Origin of the sequence: Vibrio qingdaonensis, assembly GCF_026191675.1 — a bacterium.
Lineage (GTDB): Bacteria > Pseudomonadota > Gammaproteobacteria > Enterobacterales > Vibrionaceae > Vibrio > Vibrio qingdaonensis.
Genome location: NZ_JAKRRY010000002.1, coordinates 146,118 through 172,792, shown reverse-complemented (window position 1 = coordinate 172,792; position 26,675 = coordinate 146,118). Strand labels below are relative to the sequence as shown.

Here is a 26,675-nt window from a genome sequence, read left to right as displayed (position 1 = left end):
ATAATTCCTTACTGCCATTATTCTTTAATTGGAGGTGGAGCCAATACTTCACGGTTACCGTTATGACCCGGCGCACTAACTATCCCTTGAGCTTCAAGTTGCTCGACAATTCGAGCGGCTCGGTTGTAACCTATCTTAAAGCGTCTTTGTACCCCAGAGACTGAGCCTCGACGTGAGTGCACAACATGTTCAACCACTTGGTCAAACAATGGATCCATTTCCTCATCACCTTCCATCTTTTCTCCCGGCAATAAGGTTTCTGGGCTTTGATCACCATTGGTAATCTCTTCAATATAGTTAGGTTTGCCCCTCGCCTTCCAGTTATTCACCACGGCATGTACATCATCATCGGACGCAAAAGCGCCATGTACACGGGTCGTATGGCTTGATCCTGGTGGTAGGTACAACATATCACCCATACCTAACAGTGATTCAGCGCCACCTTGGTCGAGAATGGTTCTTGAGTCTGTTTTGGTTGAAACCGTAAACGCGACACGTGTCGGAATGTTGGCTTTAATTAGACCGGTAATCACATCCACCGATGGACGCTGCGTCGCCAAAATTAAGTGAATACCTGCTGCACGGGCTTTTTGAGCCAAACGCGCAATCAGTTCTTCGACTTTCTTACCCACCACCATGATTAAGTCAGCGAATTCATCCACGACAACCACAATGTAAGGTAGATTTTCAAGTAATGGCGGCTCTGGCTCCATACTATCGCCATCTTTCCATAGTGGGTCATGAATAGGGTGACCCGCTTCCGCCGCCATTTTCAGTTTGTCGTTAAAGCCCTTAATGTTTCGAACACCGAGTGCCGACATCAACTTATAGCGACGTTCCATTTCTCCAACACACCAACGCAGTGCATTAGAGGCGTCTTTCATATCGGTAACCACTTCAGACAACAAATGCGGGATGCCTTCATAAATCGAAAGCTCCAACATTTTCGGGTCAATCATGATAAAACGGACTTCTTCTGGCGTTGCTTTGTAAAGCATACTTAGAATCATCACATTGACACCAACCGACTTACCGGAACCGGTGGTACCTGCCACCAACACGTGAGGCATTTTCGATAGATCAGCGACTACGGCTTCACCCGCGATATCTTGGCCTAATACCACCGTAGTGGGTGACTTGGACTCAGTAAACGCAGGGCTACCAATGACATCCGAAAAATACACCGTCTGACGCGTCATGTTCGGTAGCTCTAACCCGACATAAGGTTTACCCGGAATGACCTCCACTACACGCACTGCCATTGCTGATAATGAACGGGCCAAATCCATAGATAGGCCAGAGATACGACTGACCTTAACACCTGGTGCTAAGTCGAGCTCAAAACGGGTAATCACTGGTCCTGGGAAGATATCGACCACTTCAGCCTTAATTTTATAATCAGCCAGTTTGGACTCAACCAAGCGAGCGATATTTTCCAACGCTTCTCTATCGATAAAGTTTTCACGCTTTTCAGGATGATAAAGCAGTTCAAGCGTCGGCATTGGTTCCGCTGGCTTGGGTAGATTGGCATCTTTTTGCACCAGGAAAGGGTTCACTTGCGCAACCGCCGTTTTTTGTGCTTCTGCAACCAAAGACTGGAACGCCTGCGAATCCGCGTCTACATACGCATCCTCTTGAGGTTGAGCTGCGGGCGGTACGTTCGGTTCTTCAACCCAAACCGCTTCCGGTTCAATATGCGCCTCTATCGACTCGTTATTTTCAGGTTCAAGCGAAGAGGGGTTTTCCTGTGGCCAAGACTTAACATCTGTATTAAGGCGCTCAGAATCAGCAAGATTAGTCTGTGCTGTTGGCTCTCCTGTCACGTCAACACTCTCTGAACTCCAAGGTAGTCCTTCAACGCCTTGCGCGGCCAACGGTGCACTAGCCATCGCTGTCGTCACTGCGGCAGTGGTAAGATGTGAAGTGTTAACATCACTATGATCAGCGCCATTAGTAATGGTCGGCTCTGCATAGCTGGAGTCTAGCTGTTTAGTATCAGCCTGCTGAGAATCTGTGTATGTGGTCTCTGCTTGTGTTGCATCCACGTGTGTTGCATCCACGTGTGTAGACTGATCGGCAAAATCGTCATACGTCCTTGCCGCTATTTCAAGATCTTCTATCGTCGCACCCAGTAAATGGCTGCGATCTTCTTCCGGGGCAACCTTTGGCATTGGCGTCACCGAAGGCGTTGGTTCATCCATCGATGGCGGCACTATTCGTGTTTCATTCTGTGAGAACTCAGGAGTACTTGCGCTGTTAACCGCTTCCGTTCTCGCTTCCGCAGTCACGTCGGTATGCAACGTCTCAGCATCGTGTTGTGTCGGTACCGTGTTGGAGAGAGAAGAGGAGTACTCATTAGCAGGCGCTGTCTCAATAACCGTAGACGCTGAGCTGGCAAACAACGGATCGTTATTATCTGTGCCGTCTAAACGTGATTCTAGATCCGCAGTATCTGGCATATGAATATTATAATGGCGTCGCTTAGCTGGCGATAACACTTGCTCGTCAGACAACAATGCTTCATCTTTCGCCGAGAAGTGTGGCATCACGTCATCTTCATCAACACGTTCTGGCTGAGATAAAACTGGCTCGTATACTTGCTCTTTACTGCCACGCGCTTTATTCGTTAGCGCCGCAATGAATGTCAGGACACTGTTGCCAATCCATTCCACAATGCTAAGCCATGAAATCCCAGTCAATAAGGTAAATCCTGCCCCCCACAAAAACAGCAAGACAATGGTTGTACCCAGCACATTTAGAGTTGGTAATGACAGGCTAGTCAGCACATCGCCAATCACGCCGCCAGACGAAAAATACCAAATATCATCAAAGTTAATGTCAGCCAAACCACAGCTTGTCAATATAATGATGGTCAAGCCGAGCGTGCGAGTACCCCAGATCATAAAATCAATTTCATCGTCTTTATCGCGAGTACGGAAAAACACCCAAGCGCTAAAAGCAACAACAAAAGGAACGGGGTAAGCCAAAGAGCCAAAAACGAAAAATAGCGTATCAGCAAGCCATGCACCTACGATGCCGCCTGCATTTTGAATGTCGCCACCCCATGACGTTTGAGACCAAGAAGGGTCGGCTGGGCTGAAAGTAAATAATGCGACCGCCAATAAAATCGACGTCAATACTGCTAGTATAAAACAGCATTCTCTTAATCGTTGAAATCCGTTGAGACGTGAAGCTTCTTGCTCTTCACTGGTCTTAATGATCGTTTCGACTCTTTTTTTGTCCTGTTTGAACATATCCAACATCTAACTTAGTAGAAACAGCCCGAGCGGCAAAAGCCGCTCGGAGTATTTATTGATTTAACCACATCGGGGATCAAAACCCAATCTAGGAGAAGAATAAAGCATGGATTTTCATAGCATTAGTCAACTCCTTGTTAGAATAGATTTATCGCGTTTTAATCACCAGTTGGTTGGTTTGCTTAACTTCTTCCATTACCACGTAAGTACGCGTGTCATTCACACCCGGTAAACGCAATAATGTATCGCCAAGCAACTTACGATACGCACCCATATCCGACACCCTTGTTTTCAAAAGATAGTCGAAATCTCCAGAAACGAGGTGACATTCTTGGATGTCATCCAATCGTTGTACTGCTGCGTTGAATTGCTCAAACACATCTGGGGCACCACGATTTAGCGTAATTTCCACAAAGACCAATAGTGACGCATCTAAGTATTGTGGATTAAGTAGAGCTGTATAGCCCGTAATATATCCCTGACGCTCAAGTCGACGAACACGTTCCAAACACGGTGTAGGCGAAAGACCTACGCGTTTTGACAATTCGACATTTGAGATCCTACCGTCTTTCTGCAATTCATTAAGAATATTGCGATCAATACGGTCTAGTTCCTTGGACGGCTTCTTATAGTTGTCTGCCATTTTTTATTCCACCTTGTTACTTCCTTGCAAAAAAATATACTACAACTCTGTAATATTCAGTATCAAATTTTGTTAATTAGCTTCTATACTAGTCAGTAATTCGACAATAACACCCTACACACAGTTAATACAACCATATAATAATGAGGAGTCAGGATGATCATTGGCGTACCTAAAGAGATAAAAAACCATGAATACCGTGTCGGTATGATCCCAGCAAGCGTAAGAGAGCTTATCTCAAACGGCCATCAAGTTTTCGTTGAAACTAATGCTGGCACTGGTGTTGGTTTTTCAGACGATGATTACATCGCTGTAGGCGCATCCATTCTTCCTACCGCCGCTGACGTTTTTGCGCAAGCAGAGATGATTGTAAAGGTCAAAGAACCCCAAGCTGTCGAGCGTGCTATGTTACGTGAAGGACAAGTTTTATTCACCTATCTTCACCTAGCACCAGATTTTCCACAAACTGAAGAGCTAATTAAAAGCAAAGCTGTCTGCATTGCCTATGAGACTGTAACAGATAATATGGGTCGCTTGCCACTATTAGCACCAATGTCAGAAGTCGCTGGGCGAATGTCTATACAAGCTGGTGCTCAAACACTCGAAAAATCCAACGGCGGACGCGGTCTTCTACTGGGTGGTGTACCAGGCGTAGAACCTGCGAAGGTCGTGGTTATCGGTGGTGGCGTTGTTGGTTCAAACGCTGCTCGTATGGCTGTTGGCATGCGTGCAGACGTTACAATCTTAGATCGTAGTATTGATACATTACGCGCTTTGGACGAAGAATTCCAGGGTCGCGCAAAAGTGGTTTATTCTACAGAAGATGCATTAGAGAAGCATATCCTAGAAGCGGACCTAGTGATCGGTGCCGTTTTAATTCCTGGCGCAGCAGCACCAAAGCTGGTGACAAAAGCACATATTGCGAAAATGAAACCAGGTGCAGCAGTGGTTGATGTCGCCATCGACCAAGGTGGATGCTTTGAAACATCTCACGCGACGACACACGCAGATCCAACTTACATCGTCGACGATGTTGTTCACTATTGTGTGGCAAATATGCCCGGTGCGGTTGCTCGCACTTCAACGTTTGCACTCAATAATGCAACATTGCCGTACATTATCAAACTTGCCAACAAAGGCTACCAGCAAGCGCTGACTGAAGACAAAGGGTTCCTAGATGGACTCAACGTCATTCACGGGAAAGTGACTTGCAAAGAAGTAGCAGAAAGCTTCGACCTAGAATATGTCGAGCCTATCGCAGCAATGGCGATGTTTAACTAGTAAGCATCATCGTTAGCTAACGATAGATTAACAACGCATATTTATTTATCAAACGGGCGCTAGCGCCCGTTTTTTTTATGTCCGAACAGCGTGTACTACCAAATTCCTTGGGGTAATCGCGGGATCACAAAATGTAAACACGTCAGTAGTATAGCCCTGCTGCTGTAAATATAAGGCTTTATCTAACGCTAGCCAAAGTTCCAATGGTCGACGAAAAGCGCCTTGAACCAAACTAAGTGCTTCCATTTCCCAATAACGTTTCATGCCGACACCCTCATAATGACCGTAATCTACAATCGGTAATATCAGCTGTTTTTTCGTCGCTGCCCAAAGACAAAACGCTTCAAACCCATCGGCCAATTGGGATTTTTTTATACTTGGGATTGGTATATACGCCGGGCTCAACCCAGTTTCACTACACAAAGCATCAAAACCTAACCTAAACGTCATCTCTTGCTCACGATGACGTTTAACGCGCTCTCCGCCAGTCACTGTTTCTTGCAATGGTATCCGAAGCTCTTGCTTACTCAGCGTGAGCCCCGCTTCATGCCCTTCGTTTGACATGGGTTGATAGTGGGTATCATGAATAAGGTGATAGCAACACGGTGATAATGTCACGGCGGGCAGTTTTCCTCTTACTGCGTGCTTTATTAGGGTCACATGTAGATCACCACAAGCATGTAAAGCAACCGCATGTTGATGATGAGAAAACACATGTCCTGCTTCATCACTAAACGCATCTCCTTGGACAAATGTCATCGGCAACGACAATTTATCCGCTTCACTCTGCCCTGATTCACATAATGTAGACTGAAATTCAAAACTCGTGACAAGCTGTTGTGATTGTGAAGAAAGTAGTCGCCCAAGGTAGCCTTTACCTGCGCACCATTCTAGCCATTGAGTGCCGTGATGATCAGAAAGACAAACGTCGCTAAGTGAAGAGATTTGTTGCAGCTTTCTTCCTGGAATACCACTATCTAGACCACGCGGAAGTTTCGCAGCGCTCTCGCTGAAGGGACGATGAGGGACAGTGATAGTGCTTAACAACTCTGCGTCAGGTAACCAATCGCTGATTTTTGAAGCAAAAAGCGGCGGGTTATTTTTATAGGTAGAAATAGCGTCTCGGCTAAGGGCTTGTAGCCAAGTCAAGAGCTCAGGGTTATCGCCTCTCCATGCAACTTGACCGCTAATGACCTGGGTAAACGGATCTTGACGCCAGTAGCTTTGATATTGCTTAAGCAGTCGAGTGATCAGTTGAAATTGTTGACGATTCACGATGATAAACTTCCCCTACTTTTCTGGTGAGATTGTAGGGGGAAGCAAGGCACAACGGAAGTGTTTTGTGCCTATGATACGGTCAAAACAATGAAAGAGGTTACCTCACCGGTAAGTCGATATCCTTAAACATGGCTTCAATTTCGACATTTGATTTCAACGAAATGGCTTGCTCAACAACAGGTCGTGTCAAGTGAGGGGCGAAACGCTCCATGAAATCATACATATAAGTACGTAGGAAGGTTCCACGACGAAAGCCAATGCTTGTCGTACTGGCTTCAAATATATGACTCGCATCTATTGCGACTAAATCGTTATCCTGACTATTGTCCATCGCCATGCTCGCGATAACACCCACACCAATACCCATTCTCACGTAAGTTTTAATCACGTCTGCATCGGTTGCCGTAAAGACTACTTTAGGCGTTAACCCTACTTTATTAAACGCGGTATCGAGTTCAGAACGTCCAGTAAAGCCAAACACATAAGTTACCAGTGAATAGGCAGCAAGGTCTTCGATCGTTACCCTTGTTTTTTGGGCTAATGGGTGGTCCTTGCGAACGACAATAGAACGGTTCCAATGATAACAAGGCAACATAACGGCATCTTGATACAAATGCAGAGCTTCGGTGGCAATGGCAAAATTGGCGGTACCTTTTGCTATCGCTTCAGACATCTGTGATGGTGTGCCTTGGTGCATGTGAAGGGAGACTTTAGGGTAGCGAGCAGTGAAGCCTTTAATGACCTCCGGCAGCGCATAACGAGCTTGTGTATGCGTTGTTGAAATGTTCAACGTGCCCATTTCCGGATGAGTATGTTCGCCAGCCACCGCTTTGATGCTTTCCACTCTCGACAATATTTCTTGTGAAATACGTATAATATCTTCACCTGCAGGCGTAACTTGAGTAAGATGCTTACCACTTCGCTCAAAGATTTGAATGCCGAGTTCGTCTTCTAACAAACGAACTTGCTTACTAATACCGGGTTGGGAGGTATATAAGCTTTCTGCAGTCGCGGAAACATTTAAATTATGATTCAATACTTCAACGATGTATCTTAACTGCTGTAACTTCATTGCGCCCTCGTCATCCTTGTTCGTTTCTGCTGTCCATCCAATAAATGCTAACAGCAAAGCATATAATTAATAGTTATAACGAATTCCTAGAAAGATTAACAGTATTTTGCGGATCTATTACTCATATTTCTCGTTGCGTACAAATAATCAGCTATTTTCCCAGTTTATGACCTAAACGACGACTTAGCAGTGTTGATGACTTTCGCTTTGGTGTATTCTGAATCTTCTTGTTGTAGGGAAACTCACTGTAGATACAAAAAGTTATGAATATTGGTTTGATCATCGCGCTGGTCGCACTCCTGCTTGTCCTCGTTCTCGGGTACAACATCATGTTGCAATACAAATTGAAAGCGGAAGCGACACGCAGACAAGAGTCCGCACGCTATGTTGCGCTCATTGATGCCACTGAAGAGTTGATTGGTGGAGCAAGCTACCTTCCTTATAGTAAAGAACTCATGATTTGCCTGCACAATCGAATCTTGGATGCATTGATGAATATGCATGATCTCGACCCTAAAAATAAGCACCTCACACAACGTGTCGAATCGGCTCAAACACAAATCCAGCAACTTAATGAAAACTATGAAGGCAATGAAGCCACCTCATTTAAAGTGCCAACCAGTGACAAACAAGCGATTGTCATGCTTAAGCTGGTTAAGCGCCTGCGTGATACGATTCGTACCGAACACAATAAAGGTCGCATTGAAACTCAAGCCTACATGGTAGAGAACGGTCGTTTAGAAACCATCCAAATACGAATTAATATAGAGAACGTCGTAAAAAGAGCCCATGAGTCCATTGCTAAAGGGCAACCGGGCACAGCAATGCAACTTCTCAAGAAGGGGATTGATGCATTGAGCTCCAAAAACGACAACTACTCCATTCAGGCCAAGGGAAAACTCACTGAGATTCTTGAACAGCTGCAAAGCTCACGACAAGCAAAAGCCGATGAGCAACAACAACAGCAAGCCAATCGTGAGCGAGATAACGACATGGATGAGTTATTTGGTGAAAAGAAAAAATGGTAATATTGAACGCCCGCTTTTGCTGAACTTACACACATCAAAAAAGGGTCGCAGATGCGACCTTTTTCAATTGCTCAAAGAAAATAAGATCACATGACTAGTCAGACACAAATGGAACAAATTTTAGCGCCCATTAACCAATTTCTACATTGCGCTACACCCGATGCATGGGTAACAGAAGCAAAGAAACCCGAAAACCTACCTGTTATTTTAATTGATCACCTATTGTGCGAGCTAAAAGCAGGCCAATCCGCGATGTACCTGCTTCGTAAGTATGCGGTTGATGCTAAGAGCAGCGAAATCTTGCAAGAGTGGTTCAAGCCTTACGAACGGTTTGCTTATCGCAAACAAGGTAACTCAAATTCATTGCGAGGCAAGAGCAATATATCCAAATCCATCATGGCAAAATCAGCCTCACCGTACAGCCAAGATTTAATCGACAAAATGATGCTGTTGATTAAAGAAGAATTACATCATTTCTATCAGGTATTGGAGATCCTTGAAGGAAGGAACATTCCCTATCACCCTATTCCTGCTGGTCGATATGCAAAAGGCTTATTGTCTAAAGCGACGACTCACGAACCCAATACGCTGATTGATAAGCTCATTATTGGTGCATACATCGAAGCACGTTCTTGTGAGCGCTTTGCAAAACTTGCCCCATATATGGACGATGACATTTCAAAATTTTATGTTTCTTTGCTGCGTTCTGAAGCCCGCCATTACCAAGATTACTTAATGCTTGCTCAACAAATTTCTGGCGGCGATATTACAGAAAGGGTCGAGTTTTTTGGCAAAATTGAAGCCGATTTGATTGCATCCCCAGATAATGATTTTAAATTTCACAGTGGTGTGCCGTTATAACATCAACTTTCCCCCAACTTCACACGACGTTAGAATGTAAGAACTAAAACGCCAGACCATAAGGTCTGGCGTTTTCAATGTCGACTACCGTTTTTTGATGTTAACGAAGTGATGCATTAATGTCTGCAAGTACCTGCGCAGGATCGGCCGCTTGGGTAATTGGGCGCCCAATAACAAGATAATCAGAGCCAGCTTGGATCGCCATATCTGGTGTCATAATACGCTTTTGATCACCCACTGCAGCGCCTGCAGGGCGAATACCAGGCGTCACTAACTTAAACTCTTGACCCAAATCTGTTTTTAGCATGCTCGACTCTTGCGCTGAACACACAACACCGTCAAGTCCCGCACGCTTTGTTAGGTTGGCCAAACGCAACACTTGCTCTTGAGGGGCAACATCAATGCCAATCCCAGCAAGATCTGACTGCTCCATACTGGTTAATACCGTCACACCTATAAGAAGAGGGCGATCTTTACCATAAGGTTCCAAGATCTCTCGAGATGCCGCCATCATACGCTCACCACCACCAGCATGAACGTTTACCATCCACACGCCCAGCTCCGCAGCCGCTCTTACTGCTTTTGAGCAGGTATTCGGAATATCATGGAATTTAAGATCAAGAAAAACCGAGAAACCGCGCTTATGAAGCTCACGAACAAAACTAGGACCAAATAGTGTAAACATTTCTTTGCCTACTTTTAGTCGACAAGAAGTTGGGTCAATTCTATCAACAAAAGCTAATGCGTCGGCTTGGTTGTCATAATCCAATGCCACTATCACTTTTTGGTCAATCATTTTTGCTCCTTACTAATACTGAGTGCTAACTCAAAAAAAGCAGCACATAAGTGCTGCCATAAAAACCTTAACGTTGGATTATTCACCATCCAACCCTCTAATCGGCTTGATCGTACCCCATCCTTTACAAGATGGGCAATGCCAATACAATGAATGCGTCGAAAAACCACATTTTCTACAACGATAATGCGGCTTCAATTTTAATTGCTCACCCACCAAGGATTGCAGCGTTGTTAAGCTCTCTTTTGCTCGTCCTTCTTCAGCATTCGCCAAGTGATAATCCATCAAGCGATAAAAGCCTTTCATTGTGGGGCTTTTCACTAACTGGCGAGTCAATAGTGCCTGAGCGGAAGCCGTTCCTTCATGATGGGCGACAAGCTGCGCTAGCATCAACTCAGCGGACACTCCTGCCCCCTTTTGAATGCTAGAACGCAAAAATTCAACAAGCTCTTGTTCTTGACCTAAGTGATGATAGCACTCCGCTAATGTCGGCAGCACCTCACTAACAAAGTCTTTATCTTGTTCAAGAACAGATTCTAAATACGGAATCGTCTTTGTATACTCTTCATTGTCTAGATACAGGCGCCCTAGTGCAATATTGGCTCGTGCGCACTTAGGATCAACGGTGAGCGCTTTACGAAAATACTGAATGGCCTTGGGAGTATTGCTACTGGCCTGCTCAACCATTGCCAGTTCACACCAAAAATGAGCGATATTGTTTCTAACTCGCTTTTTGCCTAACTTTTGCAATGCAGAAGCGTACTCAATTGCCTTATGCCACTCTTGGGTTTGCTCATAGATAGAAACCAGTTGAGTTAATGCGGCTTCCCTGTGCTCTGGCTCATCAACAAGCTGAACAAATATTTTTTCAGCGCGGTCGAGAAAACCAGACACCATGTAGTCTTTAGCAAGTTGCTGTAGGGCGATATTTTTTTGCTCGATGGTGAGGCCTGAGCGAGAGATAAGATTTTGGTGAATTCGGATAGCACGGTCCACTTCGCCCCTAGAACGAAACAAATTACCCAACGCTAGATGCGTGTCTATTGTTTCATCATCAACTTGAAGTAGTTCGATAAAGTGGTCGACCGCTTTATCAGATTGATCTGAGAGCAATAAGTTAAGGCCCGTCATATACTGACGAGATATCTGATGAGATTGCTCTTGTCTGTCATGTTTTACACTCCGCTGCCCCATATACCAACCATAGGCTGCGGCTATCGGTAAAAGCAGAAATAGTAGCTCAAGCATGGACTAAATAGACCCTAATATTCAATCAGCTGTTAGGGCTAGTCGTTGCCACGTCTTTTGACGGAGGCGGTGCTTGCTTAGCCAATTTCTTTCTCAATTTTCTCACCGTCAATTGAGACTTAAGATGCAAGCTTCCAAAAATAATCCACGAAATGACAAAACCGGTGACAAAAACGACGCCAAGTAACGTAGATAAATGAAACTCACCTTGGGCTAAAAGGTAATTAAACGTCACGATGGCCTGATTCTGCGAACCAAGTGCTAGAGTGACTAAGAAAAGTACAATTAGTAAAATTATTTTTATAATCTTCATGTGTTTTCACCACAGTCATTGGATAGCTAAGATTATGCAGCAAATAGTAATCACACACCATGCTTACTCATCATAATCTTACGAATCATTGCTAAATTCGCGCCTTATGTCGAGAGATCCCAATATTTGGACCTTAACAAAATCTCATTACTTCTAGTCAAATTCAGAAATACAAAAACGGCACACTATCTGTATGCCGTTCAACTGATTTAAAGAGAGTGCTTATAGACTTTCGTTTACGCGTTCACGCAACTCTTTCCCTGGCTTGAAGTGAGGTACGTACTTACCCTCTAGTTCCACTTTATCACCCGTTTTAGGGTTACGTCCTACGCGTGGTTCGCGGTAATGAAGTGAAAAACTACCAAATCCACGGATTTCAATACGGTCACCGCTTTCTAGCGTATTGGCCATATGTTCTAAGATGTCTTTTACCGCATCTTCAATTTCTTTTGCGGATAAGTGAGTTTGCTCAGCGCAGAGTCTTTCAATTAATTCAGACTTAGTCATAGGTGGTTACCCTCATTACTCTCATGTTCAGTTGAAACGGTCTTTACCATTGTATAACAACAGTTCACTAACTGCCTGTATAAACAGATAATAGTCTATAATTCGCAAAGTTAAAAACAAAAAAAAGGAGCCTTGCGGCTCCTTTTTTCTTAGCTGAGTAAATTACTCGCCTTTAGCAGCTTTAAATGCGTCTGCCATAGCACTACCGAACCCGCCGTCTTCTTGCTTGTTCAGTGAAGCCATTGCTTCTTGCTCATCAGCTTCATCTTTAGCTTTGATAGATAGGTTGATTACGCGGTTCTTACGGTCTACACCTGTGAACTTCGCTTCAACGCTGTCACCAACGCTTAGGATTAGAGATGCGTCTTCGATACGGTCACGTGAAACTTCAGATGCGCGGATGTAACCTTCTACGCCTTCTTCTAGTTCAATAGTAGCGCCTTTCGCGTCTACTGCTGTAACTGTACCGTTAACTAGCGTGCCTTTCTTGTTATCAGCAACGTAAGCATTGAATGGGTCATTTTCCATTTGCTTAACGCCTAGAGAGATACGCTCGCGCTCTGCATCTACAGCTAGAACTACAGCTGAGATCTCGTCACCTTTCTTGTATTCACGAACAGCGTCTTCGCCAGTTGCGTTCCAAGAAATGTCAGATAGGTGTACTAGACCGTCGATGCCGCCTTCTAGACCGATGAAGATACCAAAGTCAGTGATAGACTTGATCTTACCAGTAACTTTGTCGCCCTTAGCTTGCATTTCTGCAAATGATTGCCATGGGTTAGCTTTACACTGTTTCAGACCTAGAGAGATACGACGACGTTCTTCGTCGATATCAAGAACCATAACCTCAACTTCGTCGCCAACATTAACAACTTTAGAAGGGTGGATGTTCTTGTTAGTCCAATCCATTTCAGAAACGTGTACAAGACCTTCAACGCCTTCTTCGATTTCAACGAAGCAGCCGTAGTCAGTAAGGTTAGTAACACGACCAGTTAGCTTGTGACCTTCTGGGTAACGCTTAGCGATTGCTACCCATGGATCTTCGCCTAGTTGCTTAAGACCTAGTGAAACGCGAGTGCGGTCACGATCGAACTTAAGAACTTTAACTAGGATTTCGTCACCAACGTTAACGATCTCAGATGGGTGCTTAACACGCTTCCACGCCATATCAGTGATGTGTAGAAGACCGTCAACACCGCCAAGGTCAACGAATGCACCGTAGTCAGTAAGGTTCTTAACGATACCTTTAACTTCAGTACCTTCTTGTAGAGTTTCAAGAAGTTCGTCACGCTCAACGCTGTTTTCAGATTCGATAACAGCACGACGAGAAACAACAACGTTGTTACGCTTCTGGTCTAGCTTGATAACTTTGAACTCTAGCTCTTTGTTTTCAAGGTGAGCTGTGTCACGGATTGGACGTACGTCAACAAGAGAACCAGGAAGGAAAGCACGGATACCGTTAAGTTCAACAGTGAAACCGCCTTTAACTTTACCGTTGATGATACCAACAACAGTTTCAGCTTCTTCGTAAGCTTTCTCAAGAACGATCCAAGCTTCATGACGCTTCGCTTTCTCACGAGAAAGTTGAGTTTCACCGAAACCATCTTCAACAGCGTCTAGAGCAACATCTACTTCAGCACCAACTTCAACTTCAAGTTCGCCAGCAGCGTTCTTGAATTGTTCAGCAGGGATAGCAGACTCAGACTTAAGGCCAGCATCAACAAGAACGAAACCGTTCTCGATAGCTACTACAGTACCTTTAACGATACTACCTTGTTGGAATTCAGTTTCATTCAGAAACTCTTCAAAGAGTTGAGCAAAAGATTCAGTCATTATTTAATCTTCAATTAGTAAACGTCCACGGGTATCCTACCGCATGGGGTTGATAATTTCGCCAGTCATCATCCTTGCGACCAACGTTCGAAACTCACCAAGTTTGGTACCGAAGTACAGCTACTTAGTGAGATTAGATTCGATATATTTTAGCGCTTTTTCGACAACCTGCGTAATATTTAACGAGGTAGAATCGAGCACTAGAGCGTCATCAGCAGGACGTAGAGGTGCAACCGCTCGGTTACGGTCTCGGAAGTCTCGCTCCTCGATCTCGCTCAAAAGGTCGTCAAATCTAACATCTAAACCCTTTAGTTGCAACTGCTTAAAGCGGCGATGCGCCCTTTCTTCTGCACTTGCATCTAAGAAAATTTTCACTGGCGCTTGTGGGAAAACAACGGTGCCCATATCACGACCATCTGCAACGAGCCCTGGCTCGATATTAAATGCTCGTTGGCGACGTAATAACGCCTCTCTAACACGAGGTAGAGCCGCTATTTTTGACGCAGCATTGCCTGTTTCTTCTTTACGAAGTTCACCAGATACGTCTTCGCCTTCTAAGATGACTTTCACTAAGTCGCCTTCGGCAATAAACTGCACGTCAAGGTGCATAGCGATAGGCACTAGCGCATCTTCTGATTCTAAATCAATACCATGGTGAATCGCTGCTAATGCCAGCACGCGGTAAATCGCACCAGAATCAAGCAAATGGTAGCCTAGCTTTTCAGCCAACAACATACACAGTGTGCCTTTACCAGCACCACTTGGTCCATCTACAGTAATCACGGGTGTCATTGAGGACATGTTTTACTCCACGTTGTATTGTTTGGCTAAGTGTCTTTATTATTCTTCATTTTTACGGCGCAAAATTATATACCCAATAGCACCAAGATGCCATTTTCTTTAGCGAACACCGATTCGAGGGCGAGCTACCTTTCATGCCAAATCAAAAGCGTTAAAAAACCCCGAGTACACTCGGGGTTGTTCTACGTCATCTTAGAGTACACTCACCGCCTACACGATAGGTCTTTGACCACGGCTAATCCATTTCATCAGTACATTATCAGCAGCTTGACCGGCGGCACCGGCAAACTTATCGCTCAACTTTTTCTTCTGCACGTAGCGAATAGACAATACTGTTTTCTCTTTACACGCAGCGGTAACCACATCATCTGATGTTTGAATGTCGTCCACTAAGCCAAGCGCTTTCGCTTGAGTACCGAACCAGTGCTCACCCGTCGCGACTTTTTCTAGCTCAAGTGCAGGACGGTGATCTCGAATAAAATCTTTGAATAAGCCATGTGTCTCTTCAAGCTCTTCTTTAAACTTATCGCGAGCTTTGTCTGTATTTTCACCAAACATCGTCAACGTACGTTTGTATTCACCCGCCGTCAGTTGTTCAAATTCGATGTCATTCTTTTTCAGTAACTTATTAAAATTAGGTAACTGAGCTATCACACCAATCGACCCTACAACTGCAAACGGTGCCGACACAATTTTATCGGCAATACAGGCCATCATATAGCCCCCACTTGCCGCCACTTTATCAACGGCTATCGTTAATGGCAGATTAGCGCCTTTAATTCGGTCTAATTGTGACGACGCAAGCCCATAAGCATGCACCATACCGCCGCCAGATTCTAAGCGAACCAACACTTCATCACCAACACGAGCCACGGCCAAAATGGCACTCACTTCTTCTCTTAACGATGCCACTTCTTTAGCATCAATGCTGCCCACAAAATCCAACACAAACAAATGAGGCTCACGCTTACTATCAAGATCGCCACCTTTTGAGGCTTTTTTGATCTCTTTTTCACGTAATTTTGCTTTCTCTTTTTCCGCTTTTTTCTCAGCCTTATCACGAGCCTTAATAAAAGCGTCATCATGTAGATGATGCTCTAACTGCTCCACCGTTTGCTTTCTTTGTTCAGTAAGGTTGGTAATTTCGAGTTCGCCCTTTGCGCTTCCCGTTCGACCACCTACGGATTTCGCCACTACAATCAGCGCTACAATTGCCGCTAATACTGTCACGATTTTGGCTAGAAAAAGCCCGTAATCTAATAAAAATTCCAATGTCTTATCCCCAATCCTACGAATTAGTGTATTGTAACCAACTTGTCACGATTACCAAGAATTATTCAAACTAAGGAAGTGTTCTGTGGAATATTCAACCGCTCCTAAGGCGCTAGCAGATAAAATCATTCTCATCACTGGTGCTGGTGCTGGTATCGGCCGTCAAACCGCACTCAGTTATGCCGAGCATGGCGCAACGGTCATTTTACTCGGTCGTAATGTTGCTAACTTAGAGCTAATTTACGATGAAATTGAAAAAGCGGGCTATCCTCAAGCTGCCATCGTTCCGCTCGACCTTAAAGGTGCGACTAAGCAGAATTACATCGATATGGCGGAGACGATTGAAGGTCAATTTGGACGACTCGATGGTCTTGTTCATAATGCAGGAGTCTTAGGAACCCTAAGCCCGTTTGAACAAATTGATGAAGAAACATTTGATGATGTCATGCAGATCAACGTCAAAGCTGAATTCCTAATGACACAAGCTTTACTACCCATTCTGAAGAAATCAGCGGCTGGACGCATTATTTTCACTTCTTCGACTGTTGGGCATATTGGGCGTACTTTTTGGGGCACTTACGCCATTTCAAAATTTGCAACAGAAGGTATGATGCAAATATTGGCTGACGAACTAAGTGATACGTCGATTCGAGTTAATGCCATTAACCCTGGCGCAACACGTACTCGCATGCGTGCTAAAGCCTACCCTGGCGAAGATGCCAATGCTCTAAAATCACCAAAAGACTTAATGCCTCTTTACTTGCAACTCATGGATCCAACCGTGACTGGTATCAATGGGCAATGTATCGACGCTCAGCCTAAGTAATTCGCAGTTATCCAAAGCTAATCACTGGTGATTAGCTTTGGATTAGTATTAAAGTTCGGCAAATAAATGACAAAACCAGCCACTGATCTATTACCACTACCTTTTATCCATCACCGTCGCGCATTATTCAACATGATGCTTATTTAAAAACTCCCCAGCAACAGCCACCCCATGTTGATAGTCTTCAAGTATTTGATCTTTGTGACTCATTAGCCCTTTAGACGCAAGCTCATGCTTAGGCTGAACATGCCATAAATTGACGTCCTCTGGAGGCGAATCCAAAAACTGCTCAATTTGAGTATGATTGGTGTAATGGGCCACCAGCATATCAAGGTGACTAGTTCCACTGCGACTAAACGGGATACGCTTATTTTGAATATCAATTAATCGTGATAGCTTTTCATTATCATGGATCCACGTCGATAATTTGCGCTTTTCACTCGGTGCTATCTTATACAACTCGGCTTGATTGGCGGTGAATTGCTTATAGTCCATTTTAATGGTGTGTAATTTCTCAGAAAAATGTCGATGGAACTCACTTAATTTTTCTTTTGTGCCCGATATTTTAAGATGATTTAAGTGCGCTGCTAACCCTGCTTCTAGCTCTTTTTTCCAACGTTCTAAAGATTCCATCGCCGGTGAATGCACCACTTTATCGCTGCTTTCCGGAATGGTACTGATCACCACCATGTTGTTAATTCCGCGACGATAAGACTCTTCAACAGGAATGGTTGCCGAAACCCCACCATCGACCCACTTCTTGCCATCAAATTCAATATCATGATAGTAGAGCATCGGAATCGCACAGGTTGCCCGAAGGACATCAAACCAATTATCCGCAAAAATAGGGTAATAGTAATCTTTCAAGTCTTCCACGTCGGTAATGCAAGCTAATGCCACTTTATCTTCACCAAGTTGAATTTTACCTTTCGGGATATTTAAAGGGAACTCCCCTGTATTGACGAACTCAAAAGCCCAGTCTAAGTCCATTGGCTGCTGCTTTTGTAGCAACTTATTGACATCGAAAAATCGTCCACGAGTGGTGTAATTCAAGATAAAGTCTAGCCCAAGCCCTTCTTGCTTTGTAACAAAAGAAGAAACATTCAATGCGCCAGCAGAGGTGCCAATATACAAAGAGAATGGGTCAAACTTTGCATTAATAAATTTATCTAATACGCCTGAGGCGAAGGCCCCTTTTTGTCCGCCGCCTTGCACTATCAAAGAATACCGTTGATCGTCAGTGAACACATCACTCTCCTAATGACCGCTTTACCATTTTTTGGTTTTTTAAAACAATTACTCTAATTCAAATGCCCTTGTCAATGTAATTCATCGCAACGTCGTAAGCACTTATTACACGATCCGGCTTTGCGCCCCATCCGCCACAATTTCATCCTTTGCCTTTGATTACTGTTTGCAGCGTCATCCCTCACACACTATACTGTATATATATACAGGTAAATTATTATGCATACTTTAATCAAAGAACTCCAAGATAAGCAATTAATTTGGAAAGGAAGCCACGCCTTCCTCAGCAGTGCCGATCATCGAACAACAGGTTTTGATGAACTTGATCAGCGCTTAAATGGCGGTTTCCCTAGCCATGGTGTCGTTGATATTCAATCCATCGGTGGTATTGGAGAGTTACGACTGTTGCTTCCTCATATTACTACATGTGCGCAAAAACGACTTTTAATCTTAATCAATCCACCGGGTTACTTGTGTGCTGACTACCTCTTAGCCCAAGGAATTCAACCTTCACAAGTACTCATACTCTATCCAACCTCAGCAAAACATGCGCTGTGGGCTGCAGAGCAAAGTTTAAAGAGTGGAGCCAGTGGCTGTGTTTGCTTATGGCAAAACGACATTGAAATTCATCAAGCTAAACGCCTTCAAGTCGCCAGTGAAACAGGACAATGCTTACAGTTTTTATTCCGTCAAGTTCAACCCCATATTTTTTCTCTGCCCGTTTCATTAGGCTTAACACTTGTCCCTCACGACTCCGGACTTGAAGTTAGCATTACCAAACAAAAAGGCGGATTTTCTCGCCACCCTTTTATCGTCAATATGACGATGCACTGGCCAGAGCTCACTGTCGCAGTTGAACCTAATGCTTCAACCGTGATTTCATTTCCTATGCAACAACAAGGGTAATCATCGGCATGTTGCTTTGGTTATATCTACACTTTCCCTCCCTACAAATGGACACGTTATTCCACCAAGATAACGATAACGATAACGACCTTGCGTTAGCGATTGTGGATGGGCGTAAGCATACTATTGTGCAACTCAATCAAAAGGCCGCAAAGCAAGGCTTACTGTTAGGAATGGGGCTTGGTAGCGCTGCGGCACTTTGCCAAGACTTACAAGTGCACCCTTACGATCCTAAAATTGAAGAGCAGCGTTTAATTGAAATTGCTCAATGGCTCTATTTGATTACCTCTGATATTAGTCTCTCTCCCCCTAATGGTGTTTTAATCAAGGTCACCAACATGTTGTCGCTATACAGCAACATGGAGAACTACTGGCGTACTTTGTCACAGCACTTAGCGCATTTACAGGTTCATGCATCCTACTCTACTGGGCTTTCTCCGTATGCGGCGATCCTCATGGCGAAACAAAACAAAAACTGGGTGGTGACGGATACGCAACAATTGAAGAACGCCATACGCCACTATGCTATTTCATTAAGTGAACTGCCTGCCTCACAAGTTAACCAATTACAACGAGTTGGTATTCACAATATTGGCGATCTGTTAGCCCTCCCGTTACCGGAAGTGGCCAAGCGATTTAATATTGATCTCGTCAATTACATTGGTAAGCTGACTGGGCAATTTAAGCACCCCATTGATTTTTATCATCCACCAGATCTCTTTTGCTATTTTCTTGAGCTGTTATTTGATATTGAAAACATCGCATGGTTAGAAAAGCCGCTTAACATTTTGTTCCAAAGACTTGAGCTATTTTTAAAGCTGCGAGACAGTGTTGCTTATGAGCTTAACCTTGTGCTCCATCAACGTGATCATCAAGATAAAACCATCCCATTTCATTCCGCGCAAGGCGACTATCTCGCAACAAAGTGGCAAGTCCTATCTACGCTTACATTAGAAAGTATTCGTATCGACAGCGCCGTCACTGGACTAACGCTCTCTGTGACCAGATTGGGCGAAAATAGCAGTAATGACCATGACTTATTTGACGGTATAAAGGGGAACCAAACCGCATTAGAACTTGCTTCTACGCTGCAAGCTAAGCTTGGTCCACAAGCGGTAACCACTCTTTTGTTTACCGATGACCCAAGGCCTGAAATGGCGACTCAAGTCGTCCCCTTTACGATCGATGCCCAACAATGCACACCGGTTTGCCCACGAGCATTAAAGTCGACTCTATTTAGGCCCAGTCTTTTATACCCGCACCCTATTCCTCTCACAGCTCAAGTGAAGGTGACGCTCGGGCCCGAGCGTATTGTTAGCGGTTGGTGGGATGGTCACCCCGTAAAACGAGATTACTTTGTTGCTCGAAATACGTCGGGTCAATGGCTGTGGATATTTAGAACCGAAGATCATCATTGGTTCGTGCATGGCCAATTTAGTTAGGAGGTGCCATGAAATACGCAGAGTTGTTTTGTCAAAGTAACTTCTCTTTCCTCGTAGGTGCCTCTCATGCTGAAGAAATCATGCTTCAAGCAGAATTTCTTCAATATTCGGCCTTAGCTATCACTGACGAATGCTCACTGGCAGGTGTGGTAAGGGCGCACACCGCAATCAAACAGCACAACCTTCGCATCAAACAGATCATCGGTAGTATGTTTTGGCTCAATTCAGATTGTCAATTTGTCCTACTGTGCCCCAACAGAGAAGCCTATGCAGAGCTTTGCCGCACCATCACTAATGCACGACGCCGCTGTGAAAAAGGGCAATATCGATTATCAGAGTGGGACATCATGTCATTGCGTCATTGCTTTATTATCTGGCTACCTACAGGACGCAATGATGATAGTAAGTGGGGGCTGTGGCTATACAAACATCATGGCAATAGAGTTTGGATTGGTCTGCAACGTCATTTAACCTCTAATGAACACCAATACCTACAGCACTGTAAACGGCTTTCCCAACAACTGAGCATACCAATCACGGCTTGTGGCGGCGTGCTCATGCATACGGCGACTCGCTTACCTCTACAACATACCCTTACCGCTATCCGTCTTAATACTCCTATAGACAAAGTTTGCGGTCAGCTATTAGTCAATACTGAGCGCAGCCTAAGACCCAAAAGTAAACTTGAAAAGCTCTATGAGCCAGAGTGGATTATGGAAAGTGTTCGCATTGCAAAATATTGCGATTTTCAACTCAATACCCTTCGCTATGAATACCCAAGTGAGCTACTCCCTAGAGGGGAGACCCCAATGAGTTACCTACGAAAACTGGTCGAGCACGGTAAAACAATACGCTTTCCCGAAGGCATCTCATATGAGATCGAACAGACCATAGAAAAGGAGCTCAATTTAATTCAACAACTTAATTATCCGTTTTTCTTCCTAACGATTCATGATGTCGTCATGTTCGCTAAGCAGCAAGGGATCCTCTATCAAGGCAGAGGATCCGCGGCTAACTCTGTCGTGTGCTATTGCTTGGAGATTACTTCCGTCGATCCTAGGCATATTTCGGTGTTATTTGAACGTTTTATTAGCAAAGAACGTAAAGAGCCACCCGATATCGATGTCGACTTTGAACACGAGAGACGCGAAGAGGTCATTCAACACATCTATCGAAAATATGGTAGAGAAAGAGCGGCACTTGCCGCTACGGTCATCTCTTATCGCTTTAAAAGCGCGATACGAGATGTTGGCAAAGTTCTGGGTATCAGTGAAACTCAGCTCGACTTTTTTATTAAAAATATTAATCGCCGTGATCGCAGCCAAGGGTGGCAAGCACAAATCGTTGAGCTTGGTTTACAACCAGATTCTTTAAAAGGCCAACAGTTTATTGAGTTGGTCAATGAAATCATGGGATTCCCAAGGCATTTATCGCAACATGTTGGTGGCTTTGTTATCTCATCAGGCCCGTTGTATGAGCTGGTACCCGTCGAGAACGCAGCCATGGACGAACGAACCGTAATTCAATGGGATAAAGATGATTTAGAAAGTCTAGGGTTACTCAAAGTTGATGTCTTAGCGTTAGGCATGCTAACCGCCATTCGTAAATGCTTTCAGTTGGTGAAACACCACTACGATGTAGATTTAACGATCGCAGATATTAGCCGTCAAAAAGACGATGCTAACGTCTATAAAATGATTCAAGCGGCCGATACGGTTGGCGTATTCCAAATTGAATCTCGTGCACAAATGAGCATGCTACCTCGACTAAAGCCAGCCAGTTATTACGATCTCGTGATACAGATTGCCATTGTCAGACCTGGCCCTATCCAAGGAGATATGGTGCATCCTTTTCTTAAACGACGAAACGGTGATGAAGCTATCTCTTACCCCTCAAAAGAAGTGGAAGCGGTACTATCGCGAACGCTAGGGGTGCCTATTTTTCAAGAGCAGGTAATCAAATTAGCCATGGTCGCAGCAGGGTTCAGCGGTGGTGAAGCAGACAAGCTGCGTCGAGCAATGGCGGCATGGAAAAAAAACGGCAATATCTTTAAATTTCGCACTAAGCTCATTGAGGGAATGCAACAAAGGGGCTACGAACTTGCCTTTGCAGAACGTTTATTTGAACAAATTTGCGGCTTTGGTGAATATGGGTTTCCAGAAAGCCATTCCGCTTCATTTGCGGTCTTGGCATACAGCTCCGCTTGGCTAAAATATTATTACCCACACGCTTTTTATACTGCTTTACTCAATAGTTTACCCATGGGATTCTATAGTGCCTCACAGCTGATACAAGACGCGAAGCGACATGGTGTCACCATACTACCAGTGTGCATTAACCACTCCCATTATCACCATGATTTAGTGCCAACGAACAACAAACCTAACACGCACCGCCCAAGCTTAGAGTTAAACTCAATAGCAGCAAATTCACATCGCCCCTCGAGGGCACCTGAAAAACCGAGCTATGCTCACTCCTTTGCCATCCGTCTTGGTTTTAAGCAAATCAAGGGATTACGGTATGAAAGTGTGCAACGTATCCTCCAACATCGTCCTGATGCAGGGTTTACTACGCCAACACAAATCAAACAATTGGGGTTGAACAGAAAAGAGTTGGAACTGCTCGCATCAGCCAATGCGCTACAGGTTATTTCAGGTGATCGCTATGCGACTCGCTGGGCCATGATGGACACCCTACAAGACTTACCACTCTTTCATGAGTTGCCCTATGAAGCACAGCCCCTTCCCCATCAACCAAGTGAAATAGACAACGTACTTGAAGACTTCTCTTCGATGAACATGTCACTTCACCAGCATCCTATTCAATTACTTGATCAAGCGGGTGTATTAGGTAGGTTTACTCGAATGCAGTCTCTTCAACATCATCCCCACCAATCCGTTGTGCATGTTATTGGGTTAGTCACAGGGAAACAATCGCCAGGAACCGCTGCAGGTGTCACCTTTATTACCTTAGAAGATGACACCGGTAATATTAATGTCGTGGTGTGGAGTGCAACAGCAAAAGCACAGAAAAAGGCGTATTTAACCGCCAAAATTCTGAAAGTTAGCGGTATTTTAGAAAGAGAAGGAGAAGTCACACATATTATCGCTGGCAAATTAACAGATATCACCGATAAATTAGCCGCGTTAAAGATCCAATCACGAGAGTTCCATTAAACTGCGAGATAAAGCTATAAAGCTATAAAGCACATTATCAATCTATAAACCGAACGCTAAGGCTTGGCATTGTGGCTACACTCATTCAATCGTGAATAATTCCATAGTGCCATTCTACGTTACAGCTTTATTTACTCAATAACAGATGAGAAAAAAGGGAGTAAATACTCCCTTTTAAGTTCAGATTCTCGGTCGTCATGGTGCTAATCGCTCCATGATATTACCGATCTATTTCAACTGGTGCTTCCGTACGTCTTTTTTTCCATTCCCTGAATATTAGTAAACTTAGAGTCATTACGACTTTTGAAGTTAGCCAAATCATTCTGATGGAACAACCTTTCGTCAGTAGAATTATAGTTCACCGTATCTATCCCTACGCGCAAATAGATACACGTCAATTATAGCATGCTAAACGCGCAGATTGTAATCACACAAGCAGAGTATCAACTCTACTCTATAAGATTTGGCTCATTCTTTGTTGAACAACATCGACCAGTAAATCGGGCTGGAACTTAGAAATAAAGCGGTCACAACCCACTTTTTCAACCATGGCATCATTAAAGCTGCCACTTAACGAGGTATTCAATGTGATATAGAGTTGACTCATGCGAGGATCATTTCGAACTTCATGCGTCAATTTATACCCATCCATCTCAGGCATCTCTGCATCAGTAATCATCATCAATAGCTCAGAACAAACATCAATGCCTTCATCACACCATTGCTTCAATAGCCTTAATGCCATGGCACCATCGAAACATTCGATAATTTCGACGCCCAATTGCTCCAACGTACCTTTAACTTGGTTTCTGGCGGTAGAAGAGTCGTCTACGATTAAGATTTTTTTACCGGCTAAATGAGGAAGTAACGCCGTATCTAGCGTCTCTTCTGAAATAGAAACGTCATAATCAATGATCTCGGCGAGGACTTTCTCAACATCAATAATTTCAACTAAATGGACATGTTCTCCTTCCTCTACCTTAGTGATAGCAGTGAGATAATTCGCCCGACCGACCGTTCTTGGAGGCGGCTGAATCTCTGTCCATGTGGTATTAACGATGTTCTTCACTTCGCCCACTAAAAAGCCCTGCACCGTACGATTGTATTCGGTGATAATCAGGTTGTGATCTCCACCCTCTGCGGGTCTAGGAAACCCTACCGCTCGTCTTAAATCAATAACAGGAACAGATACGCCTCTAAGTGATGCGATGCCGCAAATACTAGGATGCGAGCCAGGAAGTTGAGTAAGAGGGGGAAGCTTTAGCACTTCCTTAACTTTAAATACGTTAATAGCAAACGTCTGACGGCTATTTAAGTTAAACATCAGCAGCTCTAGGCGGTTTTCACCCACCAGCTGCGTTCTTTGATCAACTGAACTTAATACGCTCGACATGAGATTTCCTTGGAAAAACAGTTACTAGAGCTCTTATCTCATGTTATCAACGTCTTGGACAAGAAGTTTTGCGACAAAACATCAAAACTATGACGCTCAACAAACACCCTACGCACAGTGAAATACGATACACACGGTAGAAACGTCGATGACTAGCCTTCGATGACTTTCATGAGTAATACTCCATCATACAACGCTTGCTTCACCAATGCCGCACCGGGCATCGTTGCTTGCTTATAAAACCGAGACTCTACTAATTTAAGATCTTGAGTATAAACAGGTAGGCTTTGCTGCTCGATACAACGTTGAATGGCTGGGTATAAAATATCTTTTGCCTGATTAATAACCCCGCCAATTAACACTTTTTCAGGGTTAAAGAGGTTAATGACTATCGCGATAGCAGAACCAAGGTTGTCCCCCAGTTTTTCAATAACATTCACAGCAAGTGGGTCGCCACTAGCGGCGGCCTCACAAATCGCCTCAACACTAATTTCTTCTTGCTCAGACAATACTGACGCTTCACCATTTGCTATGCGCTGGGATACTTCTCTTCGAATAGCCTGTGAGCTCGCCACGGTTTCCAAACAGCCTTTGTTGCCGCAGTGGCAATCCAATCCGTTACGATCGATCTGAATATGCCCAAGTTCACCAATGTTGCCATGGCGACCTTGTAGCACGCGCCCATCGAGAATAATACCCGCGCCTAGGCCATGATGAATGGAAATCAGAACCGAATTATCACAATCTTGAGAATGACCAAATAAATTCTCGGCCAACGCCCATGCACGAGTGTCATTCGCAACAAATACCGGGAGGCCAGTGGCATTAAATATTTCCGCACCAATCGGGAAGTTTGCCACATTGTAATGCGGCATCTGCAGTACAATACCCTGATCAGTATTGACTAAACCAGGCAGTGTTAGCGCGATACTGGTAACACGGTCTAACTCGTTGGTGTAGGTCTCAAAAAATTCTTCGATTTCATATAGGAGACGCGCGATTACGTCATCTTGATCAACTTCATGAATCTCAATTTTTGTATCAATGAGGACATCCCCACCAAGCTCATGAAGCGCGATGGTTAAATATCCTCGCCCCAGACGCATCGATAAGAATTGCCATCCTTGATTATTCGTTTGTAAACCAACAGCAGGACGACCACGGCTGATCGCTTCCTGAACCGCCGTTTCATGAATAAGGTGTGCAGCGATAAGTTCTCGCGTGATCTTCGTAATACTCGCTGGCGCTAAGCCACTTAATTTCGACAAATCGATGCGCGATATAGGCCCAAATTGGTCTATTAATTTATACACACGACCAGCATTGACCTGCTTGATATGGTCGATATGCCCAGGTTGAGCCATGTACATCTTGCACTCCAAAAAACAACAACCTAGCAATTTTTTTACTTTGCGAAGTAATTGTGAAGCGGTTTGGTGAATCGCCGTGACAAACATCACGCATATAGGGCAAAGTTTGGGGTGCAGGTCATGT

21 protein-coding genes are annotated in these 26,675 nt (G+C 44.2%); 7 read left to right on the top strand and 14 right to left on the bottom strand.

Features of this window, described 5'->3' with window-relative positions:
* Nucleotides 1-17: 17 nt before the first annotated feature.
* Both MD535_RS02720 and lrp read right to left on the bottom strand, forming a co-directional pair.
* Nucleotides 18-3,254: a DNA translocase FtsK 4TM domain-containing protein gene (locus tag MD535_RS02720; protein WP_265673399.1), complete on the bottom strand. Its 3,237-nt coding sequence runs from the start codon at nt 3,252-3,254 to the stop codon at nt 18-20.
* A 151-nt stretch (nt 3,255-3,405) separates the two neighbouring features.
* Nucleotides 3,406-3,900 (bottom strand): leucine-responsive transcriptional regulator Lrp, encoded by a 495-nt coding sequence (gene lrp, locus MD535_RS02715; protein WP_265673398.1) that lies wholly within the window; start codon nt 3,898-3,900, stop codon nt 3,406-3,408.
* 156 nt (nt 3,901-4,056) lie between these two features.
* Between lrp and ald the strand changes: the two genes are divergently transcribed.
* Nucleotides 4,057-5,181 (top strand): alanine dehydrogenase, encoded by a 1,125-nt coding sequence (ald, locus tag MD535_RS02710; RefSeq protein ID WP_265673397.1) that lies wholly within the window; start codon nt 4,057-4,059, stop codon nt 5,179-5,181.
* Between the two features lie 75 nt (nt 5,182-5,256).
* On the opposite strand, the gene MD535_RS02705 is transcribed toward ald, so the two are convergent.
* Nucleotides 5,257-6,456 (bottom strand): methyltransferase, encoded by a 1,200-nt coding sequence (locus MD535_RS02705; RefSeq protein ID WP_265673396.1) that lies wholly within the window; start codon nt 6,454-6,456, stop codon nt 5,257-5,259.
* A 100-nt stretch (nt 6,457-6,556) separates the two neighbouring features.
* Nucleotides 6,557-7,531 (bottom strand): HTH-type transcriptional regulator CysB, encoded by a 975-nt coding sequence (gene cysB / locus MD535_RS02700; protein ID WP_265673395.1) that lies wholly within the window; start codon nt 7,529-7,531, stop codon nt 6,557-6,559.
* 263 nt (nt 7,532-7,794) lie between these two features.
* Here cysB and MD535_RS02695 point away from each other — a divergent pair, with 263 nt between their 5' ends.
* Together MD535_RS02695 and miaE are read left to right on the top strand one after the other, a co-directional pair.
* Nucleotides 7,795-8,559 (top strand): DNA repair protein, encoded by a 765-nt coding sequence (locus tag MD535_RS02695; RefSeq protein WP_265673394.1) that lies wholly within the window; start codon nt 7,795-7,797, stop codon nt 8,557-8,559.
* 90 nt (nt 8,560-8,649) lie between these two features.
* Entirely contained in the window at nt 8,650-9,420 is a 771-nt protein-coding gene (gene miaE, locus MD535_RS02690) for a tRNA isopentenyl-2-thiomethyl-A-37 hydroxylase MiaE (protein WP_265673393.1), read from the top strand.
* Between the two features lie 100 nt (nt 9,421-9,520).
* On the opposite strand, the gene pyrF is transcribed toward miaE, so the two are convergent.
* From pyrF to sohB, 7 genes are all read right to left on the bottom strand, one after another.
* Entirely contained in the window at nt 9,521-10,216 is a 696-nt protein-coding gene (gene pyrF / locus MD535_RS02685; RefSeq protein WP_265673392.1) for an orotidine-5'-phosphate decarboxylase, read from the bottom strand.
* A gap of 78 nt (nt 10,217-10,294) precedes the next feature.
* Nucleotides 10,295-11,464 (bottom strand): lipopolysaccharide assembly protein LapB, encoded by a 1,170-nt coding sequence (gene lapB, locus MD535_RS02680; protein ID WP_265673391.1) that lies wholly within the window; start codon nt 11,462-11,464, stop codon nt 10,295-10,297.
* Nucleotides 11,465-11,489: 25 nt separating this feature from the next.
* Nucleotides 11,490-11,777, bottom strand: a complete 288-nt coding sequence (locus tag MD535_RS02675) for a LapA family protein (protein WP_265673390.1) — start codon at nt 11,775-11,777, stop codon at nt 11,490-11,492.
* Between the two features lie 222 nt (nt 11,778-11,999).
* A complete protein-coding gene (ihfB, locus tag MD535_RS02670) occupies nt 12,000-12,284 on the bottom strand; it encodes an integration host factor subunit beta (protein ID WP_250616675.1) in 285 nt (94 codons plus the stop codon).
* A gap of 162 nt (nt 12,285-12,446) precedes the next feature.
* Nucleotides 12,447-14,117 (bottom strand): 30S ribosomal protein S1, encoded by a 1,671-nt coding sequence (rpsA, locus tag MD535_RS02665; RefSeq protein ID WP_265673389.1) that lies wholly within the window; start codon nt 14,115-14,117, stop codon nt 12,447-12,449.
* A 120-nt stretch (nt 14,118-14,237) separates the two neighbouring features.
* A complete protein-coding gene (gene cmk / locus MD535_RS02660) occupies nt 14,238-14,918 on the bottom strand; it encodes a (d)CMP kinase (RefSeq protein ID WP_265673388.1) in 681 nt (226 codons plus the stop codon).
* Between the two features lie 210 nt (nt 14,919-15,128).
* Entirely contained in the window at nt 15,129-16,190 is a 1,062-nt protein-coding gene (sohB, locus tag MD535_RS02655; RefSeq protein WP_265673387.1) for a protease SohB, read from the bottom strand.
* A gap of 85 nt (nt 16,191-16,275) precedes the next feature.
* On the opposite strand from sohB, the gene MD535_RS02650 reads away from it, so the two are divergent.
* Nucleotides 16,276-17,016, top strand: coding sequence for a YciK family oxidoreductase (locus MD535_RS02650; protein ID WP_265673386.1), 741 nt, complete (start codon nt 16,276-16,278; stop codon nt 17,014-17,016).
* A 123-nt stretch (nt 17,017-17,139) separates the two neighbouring features.
* Here the strand turns inward: MD535_RS02650 and MD535_RS02645 are convergent, their stop codons facing one another.
* On the bottom strand, nt 17,140-18,264 hold the full coding sequence (locus MD535_RS02645; RefSeq protein WP_265673385.1) for a patatin-like phospholipase family protein: 1,125 nt from the start codon (nt 18,262-18,264) through the stop codon (nt 17,140-17,142).
* 219 nt (nt 18,265-18,483) lie between these two features.
* On the opposite strand from MD535_RS02645, the gene imuA reads away from it, so the two are divergent.
* From imuA to MD535_RS02630, 3 genes are read left to right on the top strand one after another with little or no spacing between them, the layout of a single operon-like run.
* On the top strand, nt 18,484-19,170 hold the full coding sequence (gene imuA, locus MD535_RS02640; RefSeq protein WP_265673384.1) for a translesion DNA synthesis-associated protein ImuA: 687 nt from the start codon (nt 18,484-18,486) through the stop codon (nt 19,168-19,170).
* 11 nt (nt 19,171-19,181) lie between these two features.
* Nucleotides 19,182-20,612, top strand: coding sequence for a Y-family DNA polymerase (locus tag MD535_RS02635; protein ID WP_265673575.1), 1,431 nt, complete (start codon nt 19,182-19,184; stop codon nt 20,610-20,612).
* 8 nt (nt 20,613-20,620) lie between these two features.
* Nucleotides 20,621-23,788 (top strand): error-prone DNA polymerase, encoded by a 3,168-nt coding sequence (locus MD535_RS02630; protein WP_265673383.1) that lies wholly within the window; start codon nt 20,621-20,623, stop codon nt 23,786-23,788.
* Between the two features lie 454 nt (nt 23,789-24,242).
* On the opposite strand, the gene MD535_RS02625 is transcribed toward MD535_RS02630, so the two are convergent.
* Nucleotides 24,243-25,181: a chemotaxis protein CheV gene (locus tag MD535_RS02625; RefSeq protein ID WP_265673382.1), complete on the bottom strand. Its 939-nt coding sequence runs from the start codon at nt 25,179-25,181 to the stop codon at nt 24,243-24,245.
* Nucleotides 25,182-25,333: 152 nt separating this feature from the next.
* Nucleotides 25,334-26,551 (bottom strand): sugar metabolism global transcriptional regulator Mlc, encoded by a 1,218-nt coding sequence (gene mlc / locus MD535_RS02620; RefSeq protein ID WP_265673381.1) that lies wholly within the window; start codon nt 26,549-26,551, stop codon nt 25,334-25,336.
* Between the last annotated feature and the right edge of the window lie 124 nt (nt 26,552-26,675).

Coding starts and splice junctions, on each gene's coding strand:
- miaE (WP_265673393.1), top strand. CDS start 8,650: ATGACTAGTCAGACACAAATGGAACAAATTTTAGCGCCCATTAACCAA.
- cysB (WP_265673395.1), bottom strand. CDS start 7,531: ATGAAGTTACAGCAGTTAAGATACATCGTTGAAGTATTGAATCATAAT.
- MD535_RS02630 (WP_265673383.1), top strand. CDS start 20,621: ATGAAATACGCAGAGTTGTTTTGTCAAAGTAACTTCTCTTTCCTCGTA.
- MD535_RS02625 (WP_265673382.1), bottom strand. CDS start 25,181: ATGTCGAGCGTATTAAGTTCAGTTGATCAAAGAACGCAGCTGGTGGGT.
- MD535_RS02695 (WP_265673394.1), top strand. CDS start 7,795: ATGAATATTGGTTTGATCATCGCGCTGGTCGCACTCCTGCTTGTCCTC.
- mlc (WP_265673381.1), bottom strand. CDS start 26,551: ATGTACATGGCTCAACCTGGGCATATCGACCATATCAAGCAGGTCAAT.
- lrp (WP_265673398.1), bottom strand. CDS start 3,900: ATGGCAGACAACTATAAGAAGCCGTCCAAGGAACTAGACCGTATTGAT.
- ald (WP_265673397.1), top strand. CDS start 4,057: ATGATCATTGGCGTACCTAAAGAGATAAAAAACCATGAATACCGTGTC.
- lapB (WP_265673391.1), bottom strand. CDS start 11,464: ATGCTTGAGCTACTATTTCTGCTTTTACCGATAGCCGCAGCCTATGGT.
- cmk (WP_265673388.1), bottom strand. CDS start 14,918: ATGTCCTCAATGACACCCGTGATTACTGTAGATGGACCAAGTGGTGCT.
- MD535_RS02675 (WP_265673390.1), bottom strand. CDS start 11,777: ATGAAGATTATAAAAATAATTTTACTAATTGTACTTTTCTTAGTCACT.
- imuA (WP_265673384.1), top strand. CDS start 18,484: ATGCATACTTTAATCAAAGAACTCCAAGATAAGCAATTAATTTGGAAA.
- pyrF (WP_265673392.1), bottom strand. CDS start 10,216: ATGATTGACCAAAAAGTGATAGTGGCATTGGATTATGACAACCAAGCC.
- rpsA (WP_265673389.1), bottom strand. CDS start 14,117: ATGACTGAATCTTTTGCTCAACTCTTTGAAGAGTTTCTGAATGAAACT.
- ihfB (WP_250616675.1), bottom strand. CDS start 12,284: ATGACTAAGTCTGAATTAATTGAAAGACTCTGCGCTGAGCAAACTCAC.
- MD535_RS02720 (WP_265673399.1), bottom strand. CDS start 3,254: ATGTTCAAACAGGACAAAAAAAGAGTCGAAACGATCATTAAGACCAGT.